General features: G+C 73.1%; 18 protein-coding genes, 1 tRNA gene and 2 pseudogenes. 6 read left to right on the top strand and 15 right to left on the bottom strand.

Features of this window, described 5'->3' with window-relative positions; all coding sequences use genetic code 11:
- Positions 1 to 208 precede the first annotated feature (208 nt).
- Complete coding sequence (locus tag BM237_RS24155; RefSeq protein ID WP_093851840.1) at positions 209 to 709, bottom strand: MarR family winged helix-turn-helix transcriptional regulator; 501 nt, start codon at positions 707 to 709, stop codon at positions 209 to 211.
- A 224-nt stretch (positions 710 to 933) separates the two neighbouring features.
- On the opposite strand from BM237_RS24155, the gene BM237_RS24150 reads away from it, so the two are divergent.
- Positions 934 to 1140: a hypothetical protein gene (locus BM237_RS24150; RefSeq protein WP_093851839.1), complete on the top strand. Its 207-nt coding sequence runs from the start codon at positions 934 to 936 to the stop codon at positions 1138 to 1140.
- A gap of 138 nt (positions 1141 to 1278) precedes the next feature.
- Here BM237_RS24150 and BM237_RS24145 read toward each other — a convergent pair whose 3' ends face one another.
- The 7 genes and pseudogenes from BM237_RS24145 to BM237_RS24120 form a co-directional block, all read right to left on the bottom strand.
- On the bottom strand, positions 1279 to 2130 hold the full coding sequence (locus tag BM237_RS24145) for an RNA polymerase sigma factor SigF (protein ID WP_093851838.1): 852 nt from the start codon (positions 2128 to 2130) through the stop codon (positions 1279 to 1281).
- A gap of 202 nt (positions 2131 to 2332) precedes the next feature.
- Positions 2333 to 3199, bottom strand: a complete 867-nt coding sequence (locus tag BM237_RS24140; RefSeq protein WP_093851837.1) for an RNA polymerase sigma factor SigF — start codon at positions 3197 to 3199, stop codon at positions 2333 to 2335.
- A 143-nt stretch (positions 3200 to 3342) separates the two neighbouring features.
- On the bottom strand, positions 3343 to 3504 hold the full coding sequence (locus tag BM237_RS29425; protein ID WP_175541113.1) for a hypothetical protein: 162 nt from the start codon (positions 3502 to 3504) through the stop codon (positions 3343 to 3345).
- 213 nt (positions 3505 to 3717) lie between these two features.
- A tRNA-Ser gene (locus BM237_RS24135) sits at positions 3718 to 3804 on the bottom strand.
- 136 nt (positions 3805 to 3940) lie between these two features.
- Positions 3941 to 4483 (bottom strand): annotated as a pseudogene (tadA, locus tag BM237_RS24130) (tRNA adenosine(34) deaminase TadA); the annotation flags it as partial.
- A gap of 154 nt (positions 4484 to 4637) precedes the next feature.
- Positions 4638 to 5189 carry a tRNA adenosine deaminase-associated protein gene (locus BM237_RS24125; RefSeq protein ID WP_093851835.1) on the bottom strand — a complete coding sequence of 184 codons (552 nt, stop codon included), beginning with the start codon at positions 5187 to 5189 and terminating at the stop codon, positions 4638 to 4640.
- A gap of 129 nt (positions 5190 to 5318) precedes the next feature.
- Positions 5319 to 5606 carry a hypothetical protein gene (locus tag BM237_RS24120; protein WP_093851875.1) on the bottom strand — a complete coding sequence of 96 codons (288 nt, stop codon included), beginning with the start codon at positions 5604 to 5606 and terminating at the stop codon, positions 5319 to 5321.
- A 149-nt stretch (positions 5607 to 5755) separates the two neighbouring features.
- Between BM237_RS24120 and upp the strand changes: the two genes are divergently transcribed.
- Positions 5756 to 6391, top strand: a complete 636-nt coding sequence (gene upp / locus BM237_RS24115) for a uracil phosphoribosyltransferase (RefSeq protein ID WP_093851834.1) — start codon at positions 5756 to 5758, stop codon at positions 6389 to 6391.
- A 43-nt stretch (positions 6392 to 6434) separates the two neighbouring features.
- On the opposite strand, the gene BM237_RS24110 is transcribed toward upp, so the two are convergent.
- The 4 genes from BM237_RS24110 to BM237_RS24095 form a co-directional block, all read right to left on the bottom strand.
- Positions 6435 to 7214 (bottom strand): LytR C-terminal domain-containing protein, encoded by a 780-nt coding sequence (locus tag BM237_RS24110; protein ID WP_093851833.1) that lies wholly within the window; start codon positions 7212 to 7214, stop codon positions 6435 to 6437.
- A gap of 136 nt (positions 7215 to 7350) precedes the next feature.
- A complete protein-coding gene (locus tag BM237_RS24105; protein ID WP_031508611.1) occupies positions 7351 to 7647 on the bottom strand; it encodes a type II toxin-antitoxin system VapB family antitoxin in 297 nt (98 codons plus the stop codon).
- A 230-nt stretch (positions 7648 to 7877) separates the two neighbouring features.
- Complete coding sequence (locus BM237_RS24100; protein ID WP_175541118.1) at positions 7878 to 9371, bottom strand: M28 family metallopeptidase; 1494 nt, start codon at positions 9369 to 9371, stop codon at positions 7878 to 7880.
- A 400-nt stretch (positions 9372 to 9771) separates the two neighbouring features.
- Complete coding sequence (locus tag BM237_RS24095) at positions 9772 to 11040, bottom strand: FAD-binding protein (protein WP_093851832.1); 1269 nt, start codon at positions 11038 to 11040, stop codon at positions 9772 to 9774.
- Between the two features lie 117 nt (positions 11041 to 11157).
- On the opposite strand from BM237_RS24095, the gene BM237_RS24090 reads away from it, so the two are divergent.
- On the top strand, positions 11158 to 12018 hold the full coding sequence (locus BM237_RS24090; protein ID WP_093851831.1) for a patatin-like phospholipase family protein: 861 nt from the start codon (positions 11158 to 11160) through the stop codon (positions 12016 to 12018).
- Positions 12019 to 12070: 52 nt separating this feature from the next.
- Here BM237_RS24090 and BM237_RS24085 read toward each other — a convergent pair whose 3' ends face one another.
- Positions 12071 to 14428 carry a rhamnogalacturonan lyase gene (locus BM237_RS24085; RefSeq protein WP_093851873.1) on the bottom strand — a complete coding sequence of 786 codons (2358 nt, stop codon included), beginning with the start codon at positions 14426 to 14428 and terminating at the stop codon, positions 12071 to 12073.
- Between the two features lie 277 nt (positions 14429 to 14705).
- Positions 14706 to 15875, bottom strand: a complete 1170-nt coding sequence (locus BM237_RS24080; protein WP_093851830.1) for a glutathione-independent formaldehyde dehydrogenase — start codon at positions 15873 to 15875, stop codon at positions 14706 to 14708.
- Between the two features lie 273 nt (positions 15876 to 16148).
- On the opposite strand from BM237_RS24080, the gene BM237_RS24075 reads away from it, so the two are divergent.
- The 3 genes and pseudogenes from BM237_RS24075 to BM237_RS24065 form a co-directional block, all read left to right on the top strand.
- Positions 16149 to 17009: a universal stress protein gene (locus BM237_RS24075; RefSeq protein WP_217655926.1), complete on the top strand. Its 861-nt coding sequence runs from the start codon at positions 16149 to 16151 to the stop codon at positions 17007 to 17009.
- A 41-nt stretch (positions 17010 to 17050) separates the two neighbouring features.
- A complete protein-coding gene (locus BM237_RS24070) occupies positions 17051 to 18685 on the top strand; it encodes a cation:proton antiporter (protein ID WP_093851828.1) in 1635 nt (544 codons plus the stop codon).
- Between the two features lie 120 nt (positions 18686 to 18805).
- Positions 18806 to 19310, top strand: a pseudogene (locus tag BM237_RS24065) (AraC family transcriptional regulator); the annotation flags it as partial.
- A 167-nt stretch (positions 19311 to 19477) separates the two neighbouring features.
- Here BM237_RS24065 and BM237_RS24060 read toward each other — a convergent pair.
- The gene (locus tag BM237_RS24060) at positions 19478 to 19828 is read right to left on the bottom strand and encodes a helix-turn-helix domain-containing protein (protein ID WP_093851827.1); all 351 of its coding nucleotides are present in this window, start codon (positions 19826 to 19828) and stop codon (positions 19478 to 19480) included.
- Positions 19829 to 19981 lie beyond the last annotated feature (153 nt).

Here is a 19981-nt window from a genome sequence, read left to right as displayed (position 1 = left end):
GCGCCTCCGCGGGTGTGGACGTTGCCATGCGCTCCTTGCTTTCCGTGTCTCTTCCGGCGTCGGGGTGGCGTATCACGGCACGCCGTGGGTCTGCGGTCCGGGGTTCGGCGGCTGTGTGCCCGGGCACGGCGGTACGGGGCTCGGCAGTGCGGGCCCGGCGGTACGCGCTGTGCTCGGGGAGTGCGGGTGTACGGGGGTGCGCGGATGATCAGCCGTGCGCGGCGGCCGTGGGATGCGGTGGGAGGGTGCGGGCGCCGCGGGGAGCGGCACGGCAGCCGCAGCCGCAGTCACCGAAGCTCGCACGCAGTCTCGTCAGCAGCTCGGTGAGGCGGGCCACGTCCTCCTCCGGCCAGTCGCCGAGGAGGTGCGCGAGCGTCTCGCTGGTGCGGCGGTGCATCTCGGTCAGCATCTCCTCGCCGTCACCGGTCAGCCGCAGCAGCCGGACGCGGCCGTCGAGGGGGTCGGGCCGGCGGTCGACCCAGCCGCGCTCGACGGCGTGGGCGACATGGCGGCTGGTGACGGACATGTCGATGCCCAACAGATCGGCGAGCCGCGTCATCCGCATCTCACCGTGCCGTCCCAGCAGGGCCAGCACGACCGCCGACGCGGGCGGGCAGTCGTGCGGCAGATTGCGGGCCAGCTCGCGCCGGACGGCGCCGACGGAGCCGAGTTCCCGGGCCAGGTCCTCGTAGGGGGTGTGTGCTGTCACCCGGGTCCTCCTCATGGCCGCAGAGATCGTTGCTCAGTGCAAGCATAAATTCGTTGATTGCCTCAAGCAAATGAATTCGGGCGTGAGGGGGCAAACAGTTCCCCAAGAACAGGTGTGCCCCGCGCCAAGTCACGCGCCAAGTCCCGCGGCGGCCACCGCACGGGCGGACCGGGGGCGTGACCGGGGGTGACCGGTGAGGGGCCCGTTCGCTAGGGTCCGGAGGCATGGCTCACAACCCTCATGCACCCCAGGGTCCGGCAGGCGGCCAGGACCCGGCCGGCAGCACCCAGATGTTCCGCGCCTTCGTCGACGAGGAGGGGCCGCGTCCGCCCGCCGCGACGCAGTCCTCCGGCCCCAGGGTCGGTCTGATCGTGGGGATCGTCGCGGCCGTCGCGGTCATCGCGGCGGTCGTCTGGTTCGCTCTCTCCTGAGCGGTTCCGGGCGGGGACGGCCCCGCATCCGCCCGTGCCGCTCCGTGAACGCGGACAGCCGCCGCGACGGTGTCACACCGTCGCGGCGGCTGTCCGCGTTCCTCGCGCCGTTCCTCGCGCCGTTCGCCGCGCGGGCCGTCACTCCTCCGAGATCAGGCCTTCTCTGAGCTGGGCGAGCGTACGGGTCAGCAGCCGGGAGACGTGCATCTGGGAGATGCCGACCCGCTCGCCGATCTGCGACTGCGTCATGTTCGCGAAGAAGCGCAGCATGATGATCTGCCGCTCGCGCGGCGGGAGTTTGGCGAGCAGCGGCTTGAGCGACTCGCGGTACTCCACGCCCTCCAGCGCGCTGTCCTCGTACCCCAGCCGGTCCGCGAGGGAGCCCTCGCCGCCCTCCTCCTCCGGGGCGGGGGAGTCCAGGGAACTGGCCGTGTAGGCGTTGCCCACGGCCAGCCCGTCCACCACGTCCTCCTCGGACACCCCGAGGGCGGTGGCCAGTTCGGCCACAGTCGGGGAGCGGTCGAGCTTCTGCGACAGCTCGTCGCCGGCCTTGGTGAGCGCCAGACGCAGCTCCTGCAGGCGCCGGGGGACGCGCACCGACCAGGAGGTGTCCCGGAAGAAGCGCTTGATCTCGCCGACGACCGTCGGCATCGCGAACGTCGGGAACTCCACGCCCCGTTCGCAGTCGAAGCGGTCGATGGCCTTGATGAGGCCGATGGTGCCGACCTGGACGATGTCCTCCATCGGCTCGTTGCGGCTGCGGAAGCGGGCCGCCGCGTACCGCACGAGCGGGAGGTTCAGCTCGATGAGGGTGTCTCGGACGTAGACGCGTTCAGGGCTGTCGGCGTCGAGCGCGGCGAGCCGCTGGAACAGGGAGCGGGAGAGGGTCCGGGTGTCGATGGCGTCGCAGTCTGAGGGAACGTACGGCGCTTCGTCGGCCTTGGTGTCGGGCTCGGCGAGCACCTTCGAGCTGCCCAGTTCTACGGACATGCCACCCCCTTGAGGTCGCGGACGGATCGCGGCGGCACCCTCGGGTGTGAGGGAGGCACCTCCCGGTCAATACCGGCGGTGCCGTCGCGGCAAACGCACTTCTCGCAGAATGTCACAAGTCAGCAACACGACGTAGCCCCTTGTCGATAAAACCGCACAGCTCGGGATGGGGATACGTCCGTACGAGTGTCCCCCGCGAGGGTTACGCGTCGATGGAGTTTGCGGCACGGAGCCGGGCGAAGCTCCGCGACAGCAGCCGGGACACGTGCATCTGCGACACCCCCAGCTCCGCGCTGATCTGCGACTGCGTCAGGTTCCGGTAGTACCGCAGCAGCAGGATCCGCTGCTCCCGCTCGGGGAGCTGGACGAGCAGGTGCCGCACCAGATCGCGGTGCTCCACGCCGTCCAGTGCCGGGTCCTCGTAGCCGAGCCGGTCGATCAGCCCGGGCATGCCGTCCTCGCGCTCCTGGGCGGCCTCCAGGGAGGTGGCGCGGTAGGCGCGCCCGGCCTCCAGGCAGGCCAGGACGTCCTCCTCGGCGATCCGCAGCCGCTCGGCGATCTCGGCGGTGGTGGGGGAGCGGCCGTGCAGCACGGTCAGGTCCTCCGTCGCGCCGCTGACCTGCACCCACATCTCGTGCAGCCGGCGCGGCACGTGCACGGTGCGGACGTTGTCGCGGAAGTAGCGCCGGATCTCGCCGATGATCGTCGGCATCGCGAAGGTGGGGAACTGCACCCCCCGGCCGGGGTCGAAGCGGTCGATCGCGTTGATCAGGCCGATGGTGCCGACCTGGACGACGTCCTCCATCGGCTCGTTGCGGCTGCGGAAGCGGGCGGCGACGTAGCGGACGAGGGGGAGGTTGGCCTCGATGAGGGCCCCGCGCACCCGTTCGTGCTCGGAGGAGCCCGCCTCCAGGCCGGAGAGCCGCTCGAAGAGCACCTGGGTCAGGGCGCGGGTCTCCGCGCTCCGACGGCTGGGGGCTGCCCCCGTGGGGGTCCGGGGAAGGGTCTGCGTGGCCGCCACCGTTCGTCCAACCCCTTCGCGGTTGTTGCATCCGGCAAAAGCGGTCATAGCATCACAAGGTATATGCACCATGGGCAAGCACCGCATAACTTCGTGTTGTTGCGGTGCGCGCACGGCGGACGGCCGTCCGGGGGGCGGTCGCGGGACGGCGGGGCGGTGCTCGTGCGGACGGGCTCGTACGGGCGACCCGTTCAGTTCACCAGTTCGGACATGAAGGCCCCGACGCTCTTCGCGGCGCTGGATATGGCCTCGAAACCGATGCCGACGAGTTCGGTGGAGCGGTCGGGGGAGGCGATGATCGAGTACAGGATGAAGACGAGGAGTACGTAGAGCACGACCTTCTTCACGTTCACGGCGCTTGCCTCTCCCCGAACATCCCCGAACACCCCCGAACATCCCGGGTGTCCCCGAACACGGGACCGCCCGGGCGGTTGCGAGAGTCTAACCGGCGGCGACCGGCGCTCCCAGGGGTCGCGAGGCCCGGAGCCGGCCCGGAGCCGGCCCGGAACCGAGGGCGGCGGAGCACGGCGAAGGGCCTCCTCGGAGAGGAGGCCCTTCGACTGCCGCGGTAGCGGTGGGATTTGAACCCACGGTGGAGTTGCCCCCACACTCGCTTTCGAGGCGAGCTCCTTCGGCCGCTCGGACACGCTACCGGGAGAGAGCCTAGCCCATGGTCGGGCGTGCGCCGAAATCGGTTCCGGGGGAAGTCCCCCTCCGGTCCTCCGCGGCCCCCCGCGGCGGGCCGGGAGCCGTTCGGGAAGGGGCGCGGGAGGGCGTACGGGAGGAGGCGCGGAAGAAGTCGGTGAGCAGGGCCCCGCACTCCCGCGCCAGCACCCCGGAGACCACCTCGGGCCGGTGGTTGAGTCGGCGGTCGCGTACGACGTCCCACAGGGAGCCCGCCGCGCCCGCCTTCTCGTCCACCGCTCCGTAGACGACCCTCTCCAGCCGGGACAGCACGATCGCGCCCGCGCACATCGTGCACGGCTCCAGCGTCACCACCAGGGTGCAGCCCGACAGCCGCCACTCGCCGACCGCCCGGGCGGCCTCGCGGATCGCCACGACCTCCGCGTGCGCCGTGGGGTCGCCGGTCGCCTCGCGCTCGTTGTGGCCGAGCCCCAGGGCCGTGCCGTCCGGGCCCAGGACGACCGCGCCGACGGGTACGTCGCCGGTCCCGGGAGCCCGTACGGCCTCGGCCAGGGCACGGCGCATCGCCGCCCGCCACGGGTCGCGCAGCGGGTCGGCGGTCTCGTCCGGGGAGGGCCCGGGGCCCGGGGAGCCGGGGGGCTTCGGGGAATCCGGGCGAGGGGCCTGCGGGTCCGGCGGAACGCTCATGCGCCCAGTGTCCCCGCCCGCCCCGGCTCCGCGTACGGCGGGCGGGCACGGCGGCGGGACCCCGCGTGACACCTGGGACGCATGAGGTGCGTGGGCCACGCGGGGCCGGCAGGACGTGTGGGCCGTACGAGGGTGGAGGGGGTGCGGTCGCCGGTTACCTGACGGCCTCCAGCATGTCCGTGCAGCCGAGCGCGTCGGCGATCTCGGTCAGCGCGTCCTCGGAGGTCAGCGAGAGCAGCGCCGTGCCGTCCATGCCGAAGTCGGCCAGCAGCCCGACGTCGCCGACCGGCCCCGCCGGAGCGGCGCCGGCGGCCTGTGCGGACGCGCCCGGTTCGTCCTCGTCGTCCTCCGTGTCGCTCGGCGGCTCGCCGTCCTCCGTGCCGTCGAGGTCCACGAGGAGGTCGAGGTCCTCCTCGCCGCCCGGTTCGCGGCCGAGGAGTTCGTCGGTGAGCAGGATCTCCCCGTAGGAGCTGCGCGCGGCCGCGGCCGCGTCCGAGACGAAGATGCGGGGATCCTCCTCGCCCTCCACGCGGACGACGCCGAACCAGACGCCCTCCTGTTCGATGCAGACCAGGACCGGCTCATCGTCCTCGGCGGCCTCCCGGGCCAGGTCGGCGAGATCGGCCAGGGTCTCGACCTCGTCGAGTTCCGTGTCGCTCGCTTCCCAGCCGTCTTCGGTGCGCGCGAGCAGTGCGGCGAAGTACACCGTGACTCTCCCACTGGTTTCAGGTGCCCGAGTGCTGACGGGACCGCGCCCCGCCCAATCGGAATCGTGGCAGAAACCGGCGCCGAGCGAGAGGTCTTCGACCGTGCGTCGCGTGGGTGTTGCGCCGGATTACCAGCGAAATGTCCTCATTCGCATGGCCTGGCGCATGCGTGCGGCGCGGGCGCGGCGCGGTTGCACCCGTTCGCGCAGGGCCTTGGCCTCGTTCAGCTCGCGCAGGAAGACCGCCCGGCGGCGGCGGCGCTCCGCGTCGCTGTCCGGGGTCGCCTGGGCCGCGGAGCCACCGGCGGCCCGGGTGCCCGTGCGGCGCTCCCCGGGCCCCCGGCGGTCCCGCCGGCCCTGACCCCGCTGGTCCTGGCTCCGCTGGTCCTGGCTCTGGCCTCGCTGGTCCTCGCGTATGGGCCCCCGGCGGTCGTCGGGGGTGTCGTCGTGCTGCTGCCTCGGTCCGGTCATACGGCCCACCTCCGGTCGTACCTGTTCACTGTCCCCCGAAAAGGCGCCTGTACGCCAGTGCGAGCCGGGAAAGCGGCTCGGCTACTGTCGACGGCATGCGGATTCACGTCGTCGACCACCCGCTGGTGGCGCACAAACTCACCACGCTGCGCGACGAGCGCACCGACTCCCCGACCTTCCGGCGCCTCGCCGACGAACTGGTGACCCTGCTCGCCTACGAGGCCACCCGGGACGTGCGCACCGAGACGGTCGACATCAGGACCCCGGTGACGGCCACCACGGGCGTGCGGCTGTCCCACCCGCGCCCCCTGGTGGTGCCGATCCTGCGGGCCGGGCTGGGGATGCTCGACGGGATGGTGCGGCTGCTGCCGACCGCCGAGGTGGGCTTCCTGGGCATGATCCGCGACGAGCGCACCCTCCAGGCGTCCACGTACGCCACCCGGATGCCCGACGACCTCTCCGGCCGCCAGGTGTACGTCCTGGACCCGATGCTGGCGACCGGCGGCACGCTGGTCGCGGCGATCCGGGAGCTGATCCGGCGCGGCGCCGACGACGTCACGGCGCTCTGCCTGCTGGCGGCGCCCGAGGGCGTGGAGCTGATGGAGCGCGAGCTGGCGGGCACGCCGGTGACGGTGGTGACCGCCTCGGTCGACGAGCGGCTCAACGAGGACGGCTACATCGTCCCGGGCCTGGGCGACGCGGGCGACCGCATGTACGGGACGGCCGGCTGACCCCGCCCGCCGCACCCGTCCGCCGGGGCGCCCACCGGGGCGTCTACCGGCAGCCCGAGGGCGAGGGGGAGGGGGAGGCGAGGGCCGCCATGGCCTTGCGCACGTCCTTCTCCTCGGCCAGGGCCTTGAACGCCTTGCCGATCACCAGATCGATCTCCCTCTCCGCGGCGTTCTCTCCGGGGGCCTTCCTCCCGTCCCCGCCGTCGGTCTTCCCGGTCTTCCCGGTCTTCCCGCCGTCCTCGGACGCCTTGCGCTCGACCGCCCTGACCTCCGCCCCGGGAAGCTGGGTGAGCAGGACGTCGAACGCGCCGTTCCGGTAGGCGGCGGGCGGGCCCATCAGCAGCCCGGCCTTCTTCACCTTCTTGTCGAGGGAGGCCGGGGCGTTGGCCACCTCGCCGATGGTGAAGCCGCGCTTCTCCAGCGCGTCCGCCGTCTTCCTGGCCAGGCCGCCGCGGGTGGTGGCGTTGTAGACGTTGACGGTGATGGCGGACGGCTTCGGCAGGGCGGCGGGCGAGGCGCCGGAGTTCTCGGCGGAACGCGCCGCGGCGGCGTTCCCGCCGTTCTTCGCGCCGCCCCCGTCCTTCCCGCCGTCGCCGGCCGGCTCGCATTCGCCGCCGTCGCCGGCCGCGCGCACCGTGGTGCCGCCGCCGGTGAAGGCATCGAGGAGCTGCACGGTCCCCCAGGAGAGCACACCGAGGGCGGCGGTCGCCGCGACCGAGGCGGCGACGATCCTGCGGCGCCTGCGCGGGCGCCGCATCCGCGGGTAGCTGTCACCCGTGATGCGGTACTTGCCGCCCATGCCGGGGGGAGTGAGCATGCTCATGGGCGCAGCGTAGTGCGGAGACGGCGTAATGCCTACTAAACGATCAATGCGCGTACCGTGGTCGGCCCCGAAAGGGCCAACGCGTCCCGCACGGCGGGCCCGGGACGTCAGCGGGTGCGGCGGGTGCCCGCGGGCGTCAGTCGAGTTCGAGCACCCGGGCGTGCAGCACCTGCCGCTGCTGAAGGGCCGCGCGCACGGCGCGGTGGAGGCCGTCCTCCAGATAGAGGTCCCCGTTCCACTTCACGACGTGCGCGAACAGATCGCCGTAGAAGGTGGAGTCCTCGGCGAGCAGGGTCTCCAGGTCGAGCTGTCCCTTCGTGGTGACGAGCTGGTCAAGACGCACCGGGCGTGGGGCTACATCCGCCCACTGGCGGGTGCTCTCCCGGCCGTGGTCGGGGTACGGCCGCCCGTTTCCGATTCGCTTGAAGATCACACGGAAAGCCTACCGGCCCGGCGGCGGGGGACACAGCCTTCCGGCGAAGGGTCGGGGCGTGTCCCGGCCTCGGGGGGGGGCGAGTGGTCACGGGCCGGCGCGCCGCCGGGTCCGCGGCGCGCGAAGCGCCGCGGGCGCCGGGGCGTGTGCCCCGGCGCCCGCGGTGGGGTGCCGTCACGGCCGTACGTCCGTGGGACGTCGGGCCGTCAGTGCCTCAGGAGGTCAGTGCCTCAGGAGGTCAGGCCGTGGTCGTGGTCGTGCAGACCGCCACCGCTGCCCGCGGTGCCCTTGGTGGGCTCGAAGGGCACGTCCTCGGTCAGCGAGGAGGTGTCCCAGGCGTAGGTGCCGACGGCGTTGGCGATCACGTCGACGTTGACGCCGAGCGCCTTCTTGCTGACGTTGCCCATGTCGTCGCACGCCTGGTGGTAGCACTTGTCGTACGCGATACCGGCCTCACCGCCCCACAGGGCGGCCTCCTCCTCGCTCTTGATGCCCTCGGCGCCGGTGAAGGTGCCGCCGGAGGGGATGCCGGCCTCGATGAACGGACCGTAGTCGGAGCGGCCGGTGAAGTCGGTGCCGCGCGGCTCCTGGCCCTGCGAGCGCATGAAGGTGTTGATCGCGTGCTCGAGCTGCGCCGAGCCCTCGGGGCCCGGGCCGGCGCCGACGCCGTCGGAGTCGTCGCCGTCGTAGACGAACAGGCCGTAGTTCGGCGAGGCGATCATGTCGAAGTTGAGGTAGAGGGCGATCTTCTCGCGCTCGGCCTCCGGCAGGCTGGTCACGTAGTGCTCGGAGCCCTGCAGACCCACCTCCTCGGCGGACCACAGAGCGAAGCGCACCTTGTTGGCGTGCTTGCCCTTGCGGTTGGTCTTGGCGAACTCGAGGGCGGTCTCCAGGATGCCGGCGGAGCCGGAGGCGTTGTCGTTGATGCCCGGGCCGTCGGCGACGGAGTCCAGGTGGGCGCCGAACATCACCACGTTGTCCTCGTCGCCGCCGCGGGTCTCGGCGATGACGTTGGGCGTGGAGCGGGTCTCGTGGAACTCGCGGATCTCCATGTTGACGGTGACGGTGCCCTGGGCGACGTCGGCCGCCAGTGCCTCGCCCGCCTCCTGGGTGATGCCGCCGGTGGGGATGCGGCCGGCGGAGGCCTCGCCGAGGGTGCCGTTGAGGTCCCCGTCGGTGTTGTTGTAGATGATCGCGCCGACCGCGCCGGCGTCGGCGGCGTTCGCCTGCTTGGCGGCGAAGGTGCAGCCGCCGCGCTGGATCAGGGCGATCTTGCCGGTGAAGTCGCCGGCGGCGAAGTCGTCGGCCTCGCAGCCGGTGGTGCCGTCGGTGTCCACGGGCACGGCCGCGAGAGCTGCCTCGACGCCGCCCTCGGGGGTGCTCGCGGTGTACGTCATCAGCTTGATGGGGACATCGCGCTGAGTGGGGCTCAGGACGGACAGCTTCTCCGCGAGCGTCTCGCGGTAGACGAAGTCGAAGTTCTGGTAGGTGACCTCGTACCCGGCGAGCTTGAGCAGGGTGCCGGCGTACTTCGCGGACCAGTCGTAGCCGGCGGAGCCGGCGGCGCGGTTGTCGTCCTTGGCGTCGGCGATCGCCTGGAACGCCCGCAGGTGCCTCATGGCGCCGTCCGCGTCGGCCTTCTTGACCAGCTGCCTCGCCAGCCGCTCGCCCTGCTTGCCGGGGTCGGGCTTGGCCACGGCGGAGGTGGCGGTCGCGGCGAGCATCAAGGGGGTGGCGAGGGACGCGGCGGCGGTGGCCGCGATGATTCTGCGCTTCCTGCCTCTGGAGAGAGGTGCGTGCACGGGAGGATCCTTCCGGTGCGGACAGCTGGGACGGGCTGTTCGACGTGGGGGATTGCCTGTCCGGGTTACGGACGTGGTGGAAGGGAAGGTAGCGACTGGAGGGCGCTGAGGGAATGATCCCGGCACAACTGGCCCGTTTTGGGGGAAGTGATCCGCCCGCACGCCGGGGCCAAACCCGTCCGATCCCGGGAACGGGGAACATCTGCCTTCCGGCCGCCGCCCTTCCCCGGCGCCCTTCCCCGGCGCCCTTCCCCGGCGCCTTTCCCGGGCGCCTTTCCCCGCCGCCCGTCCGCTGACCGGCCGTCGGCTGACCGGTCGCCGGCTACCTGCCGCGGGGGAACCAGCGGTCGATCAGCTCGTTGCGGAACACGCCCGCCGGGTCGAAGCGGTCCAGCAGCGCCCGGAAGTCCTCCCAGCGCGGGTACGAGGCGCTCAGCGCATCCACCCCCGTGGACGACAGCTTCCCCCAGTGGGGGCGCGCGTCGAAGGGCGCGAGCGCCTCCTCGACGCGGAGCAGCACGGGGGCGACGGCGGCCGCGTCGGACGTCCAGGTGAAGTGGAGGGCGACGCTGTCGCGGCCGTGGGCGGGGCTGAGCCAGTGCGGATCGGCGGCCACGGTGCGTATCTCGGAGACCTGCAGCACGGGGGCGAGCAGCGGCCCGAGCTCCCGCAGCGCCGCGACGGCCTCGCCCGCGCGGCCGGCCGGCACGAAGTACTCCGACTGGAGCTCGTCCCCGGCGCTGGGCATGAACCCGGAGCGGAAGTGCGGCAGCCGCTCGTCCCACGGCCCGGGCACGCCCTGCTGCTCGGTGGCGTTCGAAGTCGGCATCCCCTCGATCGGGTGACGGGGGCCGTCGGCGGGGCGGGCGCCGGTCCGGGCGAGGCCGGGCAGCGGATCACCGGTGCGGCGCTTGGCCCACACCCGCGCCGGGCCGGTCCAGTCGGTGAAGACGCTGACGCTGTACGCGGCGCCGAACACCTCTTCCGGGTGCTGTGTCAGCACCTCCCAGGGCAGCCCCTCGTGGACGTACTGCTCCACCTCGAACGCCGGGCACGCGTCAAGGGTCAGGGCGGTGACCGCGCCCAGGGCGCCGAGCGAGACCACGGCCCCCTCGAAGCCGTCGTCGCCGCGCGAGACGGTGACCTGCGAGCCGTCCGCCGTGACCAGCTCCACCGACCGTACGGCGGCGGCCAGCGTGCCGCCGGTGTGCCCCGAGCCGTGGGTGCCGGTGGCGTACGCCCCGGCGAGGGTGAAGTGCGGGGTGGACGGCAGGTTCGGCAGGGCGAGCCCGTGCCGCCGCAGCACCGGGCACAGCTCGCCGAACCGGACCGCGCCGGTGACGCGGACGGTGCCGGAGGCCGGATCCGCCTCGATGGCGCGGGGCAGGTCGTCGAGGGTGATCAGGTCGCCGTCCGTGTCGGCGATCCGGTTGAAGGAGTGGCCCGAGCCCAGCACCCGTACGCGGTCGGACGCCGCGACGATCTCGCGCAGTCGGTCCGTCGTCGCCGGGCGGTGCAGGGCCCGGGCGGCGAACTCGACGTTCCCGGCCCAGTTGGTGGGCTTGGTGGGCTTGGTCGGCGTCGCGGCCATGGTGTCTCCAGCCTCGTGGGATCGATCGACCGTGCGAGCGTATGCCACTTGTGCGGCTGCTTCCGGCAGGCGGCGGTGGGTAGACGGACACGGCCGACGAGGGAGGAGGCCGGCGCCGTGGCGGACAGAACGCTCGTACTGGGCAGCGGTGGGCACGCGGGCGGGGCGTGGCAGGTGGGGGTGCTGGCCGGGCTGGCCGAGGCCGGGGTGGACCTCTCCGGTGCCGACACGGTGATCGGCACCTCGGCGGGGGCGGTGGTCGGCGCCCGGCTGACGGCCGGGGAGCATCCGGAGGAGCTCCACCGGCGGCAGTCGGAGGCGGCCGCTCGGGAGGCGGCCGGACCGGAGGCGGCCGGTCCCGAGGCGCGAATCACTCCCGGCGCGGCCCTGGGCTTCCTGCGCGCGCAGCTGGGCCGGCGCACCCCGGAGGCGGTGGCGCGGCGGCTGGGGCGGATGGCGCTGGGGGCGCGTACCTCCTCCGGGGAGGAGGTGCTGGAGGCCATGGCCGCCCTGCTGCCGGTGCGGGAGTGGCCGGACGCGCTGCGCGTGACCGCCGTGGACGCGCACACCGGTGAGCTGGGCGCCTTCCACTCCGGCAGCGGCGCCGACCTGCTCCGGGCGGTCGCCGCGAGCTGTGCGATGCCGGGTCTGTGGCCACCGGTGGCCCTGTGCGGGCGGTGGTGGATCGACGGCGGCGTGCGGTCGACGACCAACGCCGATCTGGCGCGCGGCCACCGGCGGGTGGTGGTGCTCGCCCCGCTGTCCAGGGCGTTCGGGCCGGGCCCCCGGGCCGAGCGGCTCGCCGCCCGGCTGCGGGCGGAGGGGGCGGATGTCGCGCTGATCGTCCCGGACGCCGCCGCCCGCCGGGAGCTCGGCCGCAACCCCCTGGACGCCTCCCGCCGGGCGGCCTGCGCACGCGCGGGACGTGCGCAGGCCGCCGCCCACGTGCGGGACGTGGGCGATCTCTGGCACGGCTGAGCGGACGGCTGCCGGCGACCGGCCGGTGCCGGGACCTGCCGGCGGCAGGTCCCTACCGGCGGCCGGGCACGCGCGCGCCGGGCACGGGCACCCGCGACCAGTCGGTGCCCGAGCCCAGGTGGAAGGACGGGTACGCGGGCTGGTTGTACGTCGTCTGCTGCCGCGCCACCTCGACCCGGTACTGAGGGTCGTGCATCAGCGTGTACAGCTTGCGGTCGGTCACCTCGGTGCCGGTGTAGAGCCGTACCGCCGAGCTGTCGGCGGTGCGCACCAGCAGCTCCTCGCGCCAGTCGCCGAGGACGTCGGCCACCAGCGAGGGGTTGCCCTTGGTGCCGTTGTTGGTGCGGGTTCCCCCGGCGGTCAGCAGCGTGCCGCGCCGCCAGTCCCTGATCACCGGGGTGTCATCGCCCGAGCCTTCCACGATCTGTGTGGTCATGTCGGCGGCCCAGCGGATGCTCATGTTGGTGCCGGGTGTGGCGCCGCCGAGCCGCTCACCGTCCGCGCTCCACAGGCCGACGCCGTGCGAGCCCCAGGTCTCCAGGCCCGGACGGTCCGGGTCGATGTCGCCCACCATGCCGCGGCCGGTGTCCACGCCGGTGTAGGCGCCGTACAGCACCTCGCCGGTGGCGGCGTCGCGCAGCGCGTGGCCGTAGGGGGCCCAGCGCCCGCCCTCGTGGACGGTGTGGATCTCCAGGCCGGGACGGTCCGGGTCGACGTCGGCGACGTGCATGGCGTCGCCGTGACCGAGTCGCACGCTCCGCCCCGGCACGGCGCTCTGCGGCGGCCCCTCGGCGAAGGAGCTGTAGAGGAGGGAGCCGTCGTCGTCGAGGGTGGCCGCGCCGTAGACGATCTCCTGGCGGCCGTCGCCGTCCACGTCCGCCGCGCTCAGGGAGTGGAAGCCCTGGGTGGTGAGGGAGCCGTACTCGGGGTCGGTGCCGTCGACGCCGTGCGGGGAGTCGTCGAAGGGGTTGGACATCGGTGTCCAGCCGCTGTCGGCGAGCCACTGGCGCTTCAGGCGCTTTCCGTTCCAGCGGTAGGCGGCCACGGTGGCGCGCGTGTAGTAGCCGCGGGCGAAGACGGCCGAGGGGCGCCTGCCGTCGAGGTAGGCCACGCCCGCCAGGAAGCGGTCGACGCGGTTGCCCGGCTCGATGCGGCTCATGGCGTAGTCGCCCCACATCAGGCCGTCGTCGTGCCGTCCGGGCTCGTAGCGGACGGTCTGGAGCTCGCGGCCGGTGGCTCCGTCGAACACCGTCAGGTACTCGGGGCCGGTGAGGACGAAGCCCTCGAAGGCGCGCAGGTCGTTGCGGGAGCTGCGGGAGGGGGCGTAGACGTCGATGAAGTGGTCGGCCAGGTCCTCGGCGGCGGTGCGGGAGAGCGGGTAGTCGTGGCGCGGCTCGATGCCGAAGGCCGCCTCCAGGGTGGCGGGCCACCGCCCGGCGGTCACCTCGGGGTGCTCGTGCCAGCCGAGGAACGTCCCCACGAGGCGCTCGCGGTAGTCCGCGGCGCTCATCCGGTGGTCGTCGCGGTGGGAGTGGCCGGCGCGGACGTCCTCGCGCGGCATGGTGATGTACCGCTCGGAGACCACGCGCCCGTGCCGGTCGTAGCGGATGCTCTTGGTGCCGGGCGCGGTCTTGACCATCATCTCCGCGCGCCCGTCGCCGTCGAAGTCGTAGACGGGGAACTGGGTGTAGTGGGCGCCCGCGCGGATGTTGACACCCAGGTCGAGGCGGTGCAGGAGGGTGCCGTCGAGGCGGTAGGTGTCGATCAGGACGTTGCCGGTGTAGCCCTTCTGGGAGACGTCCTTGGAGTTGGACGGGTCCCACTTGACGACGTACTCGTAGCTTCCGTCGCCGTCCACGTCGCCGACGCTCATGTCGTTGGCGGAGTAGGTGTACCTCTCCCCGGCGGGGGTGACGCCGTCGGCGGGCTTGCGCAGCGGCAGTTCGGTGTAGGACCGCGACCACGGTGTGACCGCCTGGCCGCGGCCCCTGTCGCGGACCTCGCGGCCGTCGACGACGGGGACGACGCGGTACTCGGAGTCGGGCGGGGCGCCGCGGTCGAGGTGGTTGGTGCTGTCGGTGACGGTCGCCACGGGCTCGCCGTCCCGGTAGACGCGGAAGTCCGGGCCGGCCATGCCGGTGGCGGTGGAGCCGGTGGTCTCGGTGCCGAGCAGCCGCCAGCTGAGGAAGACGCCCTCGCCGGTGGCGACGGCGACGAGGCCGCGGTCGAGCTTCTCGAGCTGGACCGCCCGTCCCTTGCCGCGGCCGCCGCCGGGTGCCTCGCCGGAGGGGGTGCCGGCCTGGGCGGCCGGGGCGCCGGTGGCGAGCAGTACGGCGGCCAGCAGGACGGATGTCCGCCGCCGCGGCCCGGAGGCGGTGCGTTGCCGGGTTCGCCCATGGGGTCGTCTCATCGCGCGGTCCTTCCCGCCCTCGGCCGGACCCGTCAGGGGCGGGAAGGGCGTGTCGATACGTTGCCGGTACACCTTGATACGTTTCAATTGATTCGTTTCAAGGAGCGGGCGAGACGGTATGGGCAGGGGGGTGGGCCGTCAAGACCCCGCGTCAGGACTCGTCGTCCGCCTGCGGTTTTCCGGAACCGGCGGGCGGCACGGAGGCACGGGGACGCGGCGGTGGGGCGGCCCGTACCCGGACCGCCCCACCGCACCCGCGTCGCGCCGCCCCGCGCGGCTACGCCGACACCTTCTGCTTCTTGTGCCCGTTGCCCATCTCGGGCTTGAGGAGCACCTTGGTCCAGCCCTCGTCGCGCTTGTCGAAGTGCTGGTAGGCCTCGGGCGCCTCCTCCAGCGGGACCCGGTGGGAGACCACGAAGCTGGGGGTGGCGCGGCCGGCGATGATCATGTCGCGCAGTTGGCGGTTGTACGACTTGACGTTCGCCTGGCCGGTCCCCATCCGCAGGCCCTTCTCGAAGAACTTGCCGATCCGGAAGAGTAGTTCGCCCTTCTTGGCGCTCTCGCTGGGGCCGCCGGGGTCGGCCGGCACGTAGAGCCCGACCACTCCGAGCATCCCGGTGGGGCGCACTGCCTCGACCAGGGTGTTGAGCACTATCGCCGGCTGCTCCTCGCCCTCGGCGACCGTGGCCTGGTAGCCGACGGCGTCGATGCCCTTGTCGGTCCCCTCCCCGTTGGTCTGCTCCTTGATCTGCTCGGCGGCGTCGCCCTTGCTGTAGTCGACCGGGATCGCGCCGATCCGGCCCGCGAGGCGGAGCCGGTCCGGCTGCTTGTCGACGACGAAGACGCGGGAGGCGCCGCGCAGCACCGCGGAGTAGGCCGCCATCAGGCCGACCGGTCCGGCGCCGAACACGCACACGGTCTCCCCGGGGGAGACCTGCGCCAGTTCGGTGGCGTGGTAGCCGGTGGGGAAGATGTCGGCGAGCAGGGCGAAGTCGTCCTCGTGCTCGGTGCCCTTGGGCAGTTGCAGACAGTTGAAGTCCGCGAACGGCACGCGCAGGTACTGCGCCTGGCCGCCGGTGTAGGGGCCCATCGACACATAGCCGTAGGCTCCGCCCGCGAAGCCCGGGTTGACGGTCAGGCAGAAGCCCGTCCGCCCCGCCAGGCAGTTCTTGCAGAAGCCGCATGCCACGTTGAACGGCATGACGACCCGGTCGCCCTTCTTCACCGAGGCGACGCCGGAGCCGGTCTCCTCCACGACCCCCATGTTCTCGTGGCCGAACACGATGCCCGGCTCCGCGCCGGTGCGGCCCTCGTACATGTGCAGGTCGGAGCCGCAGATGGCGGATGTGGTGACCTTGACGAGCACATCCGTGGGGTCCTGGATCCGGGGGTCGGCGACCTCCTCGACGTCGACGCTGAACGGTTCCTTGTAGACGACGGCTTTCATCGCTGCCTCCTTGTGGCGCGGCGTGGCGCGGCGCGCACGGTCCGCGGGAGCGCCGTCGCGGCGCGCGTCACACATGGTTGATTCCGCTCATATTTCGCATTCTCACCGGTTCGACCGGGCGGGTGTCCGTGGGGAGGCCGGTGAAACCTGCCGGAGTGCACGTCGGGAGGGAGAGCGCGCCGGGGTGCGCCGGGGTGCGCCGGAGGTGCGTTCGAGGGGCGTCGTGGCGACAAAAGGAACTAATCTGGCATGGGAGCCGGTCGACCGGGGGTGATGCCCGTGTACTCAGTGCCGCCCCGGTGCGTGCTGGCGGTCACCGACCTCTCCGAACCGGCCGGCGAACCCGTCGGCCGTGCGGCCCGGCTCGCCGCGCGGTACGGCGCGCGGCTGCTCGTGCTGTACGTCGCACCGCCGGACGTGACCCCGGACCTGGTGGAGTTCGCCCGGCTGCGGCTCCGCTCCCACCTGCGCCGGCACGCCCGCGCGGTCCCGGCGGCCCGGGGGACGGTGCGCACCGGCAGGGTCACCGCCGTCGTACCGGACGAGGCCGGCGGAGAGGGCGCCGATCTGCTGGTGCTGGGGGCCCGCGGCCGGCACCGGCCCGGCGGCACCGGGCTGGGCGGCATCGCCGGGAGCCTGGTGCGCACCGGCGAGGTGCCGGCACTGGTCGTCAGACGGCCGCCGGAAGGCGCGTACCGGAAGGTCCTGCTCGCCGTCGACGAGTCCACCGCCTCCCTCGCCGCGGCCCGTACCGGGACGGGGCTGACCCCCGGCGCGGAGCGCCTACTGGTCCGCTGCGTCACCGTTCCCGGCGAGCATCTGCTGCGCATGCGGGGCGTGCCGGAGGAGGAGCTGGAGCGGTTGCGGCGTACCCGCACCGAGCAGGCCCGCCCGGCCGCCGAGCGGATCGCGGCGGACCTGGCACCGCGTCCGGCGCGCGTCCTGGTCGCTCCGGGCCGCCCGCAGGACGCCGTACCCCGTCTCGCGGGAAGCGAGGGGGCCGATCTGGCCGTGGTCGGTACGGGTACGCGCTCGGCGGCCGGCTACGCCGTGCTGGGCAGTGTCGCCCAGCACGTGGTGTCCGAGGCGCCGTGCGACGTGCTGGTCGTCCCGGGGCCGGGGCCGGGGCGATGAACGCATTCCCGCAGCGAACGAACCAGTGATCGGACCGGGTCATGGAGCCGTACGACTTCCCCCTCGTCGCCGCGGTCCTCGCGATCTCCGCCGCCGTGGGCCTGCTGGCGACACTGCTGAAGCAGCCGCTGATCGTCGCCTTCATCGGCGTCGGCATCCTGGTCGGCCCCGCCGGCGCCGGCTGGGTGGAGGCCGAGGGCACCGTCGAGCTGCTGGCCCGGCTGGGTATCGCGGTACTGCTGTTCCTGGTGGGACTCCGGCTCGACCTGCACCTGGTCCGCACCACGGGGCCCATCGCGCTGGCCACCGGGCTCGGCCAGGTCCTGTTCACCTCGGTGATCGGTTTCCTGATCGCGCTCGCGCTGGGCATGGACACGGTGACGGCGCTCTACGTCGCGGTCGCGCTCACCTTCTCGTCCACGATCATCATCGTGAAGCTGCTGTCCGACAAGCGCGAGCTGGAGCAGCTGCACGGCCGCATCGCGGTGGGGTTCCTGATCGTGCAGGACATCGTCGTGGTGCTGGTCATGATCGCGCTGACCGCGTTCGGGCAGCGAGCCGGAGACGGCGGCGGCATGGGTGCGGAGATCGCCCTGGTCTTCGCCAAGGGCCTGGGCCTGCTGGCCGGCGTCGCCGCGCTGACGCGCTACGTCCTGCCCGGCCTGCTGCACCGCGTCGCCCGCTCCCAGGAACTGCTGCTGCTCTTCGGCGTGGCCTACGCGGTGTCGGTGGCCGCACTGAGCGAGTGGCTCGGCTTCAGCTCCGAGGTCGGGGCGTTCCTGGCCGGGGTCTCCCTGGCCGGCACCCCCTACCGGGACGCCATGGGCGCCCGGCTGGTCAGCCTGCGCGACTTCCTGCTGCTCTTCTTCTTCCTGGAGCTGGGCGCACGGCTCGAGTTCACGGACGCGGGCACGCAGATCGCCGAGGCGCTGGTGCTCTCGGCCTTCGTGCTCGTCGGCAACCCGCTGATCGTCGTCGTGATCATGGTGGCCATGCGCTACCCGGTCCGGGTGGGCTTCCTGGCGGGGCTGACGGTCGCCCAGATCTCGGAGTTCTCCCTGATCCTCGCCGCCCTCGGCTACAGCCTCGGGCACATCACCGGCGCCACCGTCAGCCTGATCACCGTCGTCGGCCTGGTCACCATCGGCGGCTCCACCTATCTGATCCTCTACTCCCACCAGATCTACGGGCGCCTGGAGCGGTGGCTGAGCAGGTTCGAGCGGACCGGCGCCCGCCACGCCGACCTCGCCGACGCCCACCACGACGCCGACATCGTCCTCTACGGGCTCGGCCGCTTCGGCGGCCTGCTGGCCGACCGGCTCAGCCGGGCCGGGCACCGGGTCCTGGCGGTGGACTACGACCCGCACCGGGTGGCGCGCAACGACCGGGCGGGAGTGACCGCGGTCTTCGGCAGCGCCGAGGACGCCCACTTCCTGGAGTCCCTGCCGCTGGCCCGGGCCCGCTGCGTGGTGTCCGCCATCCCGGTGGCGGACACCAACCGGGCGCTGCTCCACGGGCTGCGCCACCACGGGTACCGGGGCGTCACGGCCGTCACCGCCCACAACCGGCGCGACGCCGAGCACCTGCGCGCCGAGGGGGTCGACCTGGTCATCGAGCCGTTCGCCGCCGCGGCGTCCGACGCGGCGGCGGCCCTGGACGGGCTGCTGCGCGACTGACGCGGGCCGCGGGGGCTCCCCCGGGCGTCCACGGGCCCGGCCGGACCCGTACCGGCGTACCGTCCGGTGGGGTGAGGGCGCGAACGGACGTCCCGCCCGCGCCCCTCGTACCCTGTCCCCGTGCCGTCCTCCCGTCTGCACCGCGTCGCCGTGCTGGTCCTGGAAGGCGCCAAGCCGCTCGACGTCGGCATCCCCGCGCAGGTGTTCACGGCCCGGTCGAGCATGCCGTACGAGGTGCGGGTGTGCGGGGCGGCGCCCGGCCCGGTGACCGGCGGCGACGGCCTGTCCTACCACGTCGTCCACGGCCTCGAGGCGCTCGAGTGGGCCGAGACCGTCTTCATCCCCGGCTACCGGTTTCCCCGACCGCGACGACCCGCCGCCGGCCGTCGTCGACGCGCTCACGGCCGCCCACGCCCGGGGCACGCGGCTGGCCGCCAACTCGACGGGAGCCTTCGCGCTCGCCGCCACGGGCCTGCTCGACGGCAGGCGCGCCACGACGCACTGGCACTACACGCGGGCGCTCGCGGCGAGGCATCCGTCGGTCCGCGTCGACGAGAACGTCCTGTTCGTCGACGAGGGCGGGGTGCTGACGTCGGCCGGGGCCGCCTCGGGCATCGACCTGTGCTGCCTTCGACAGGGGGACACGGTCATGCCGGGCCCGGAGGCCAGCGGCTCCGTTGCGGAGCCGCGGAAAACATAACGGGGGCGGCCGGACGGCCGCCCCCCGCCCGGTGGTTCCCGTCCCCGCCCGTCACGCGTTCCCGGGCGCCGCCCCCCTTCACGGGCACGCGGTCAGTCCGAACCGGGACCGGAACCTTCGGACGCGTCGTTCGCGGCGCGGCGGTACTCGGCGTTGATGCGCTGGGCCTCCTCGAGCTGGTCCTCGAGGATGACGATGCGGCAGGCGGCCTCGATCGGGGTCCCCCGGTCGACGAGCTCGCGGGCGCGGGCGGCGATCCGCAGCTGGTAGCGGGAGTACCGGCGATGCCCGCCCTCCGAGCGCAGGGGGGTGATCAGCCGGGCCTCACCGATGGCTCGGAGGAAGCCGGGGGTGGTGCCGAGCATCTCGGCGGCCCGGCCCATGGTGTACGCGGGGTAGTCGTCGTCGTCCAGACGGTCGCTGAGCGGAGTATCTGCTGCCATGTCACCTCGTTGTGCAACGCGTCGAGAGGCCCTGGCACCGTACGGCACCAGGGCCCCGAAGGAAATTCAACACCATCCGCCGACCCTCGTGCCGTGTCGGCCCTCCGTCCGCGCCGCCCGGCTCGACGGAGGGAGGGGCGCGGGGACCGCGGG

Source organism: Streptomyces mangrovi, from assembly GCF_900114215.1.
Classification (GTDB): Bacteria; Actinomycetota; Actinomycetes; order Streptomycetales; family Streptomycetaceae; genus Streptomyces; species Streptomyces barkulensis.
The sequence above is the reverse complement of the archived record's forward strand: the minus strand, read 5'-3'. Positions and strand labels throughout refer to the sequence as shown.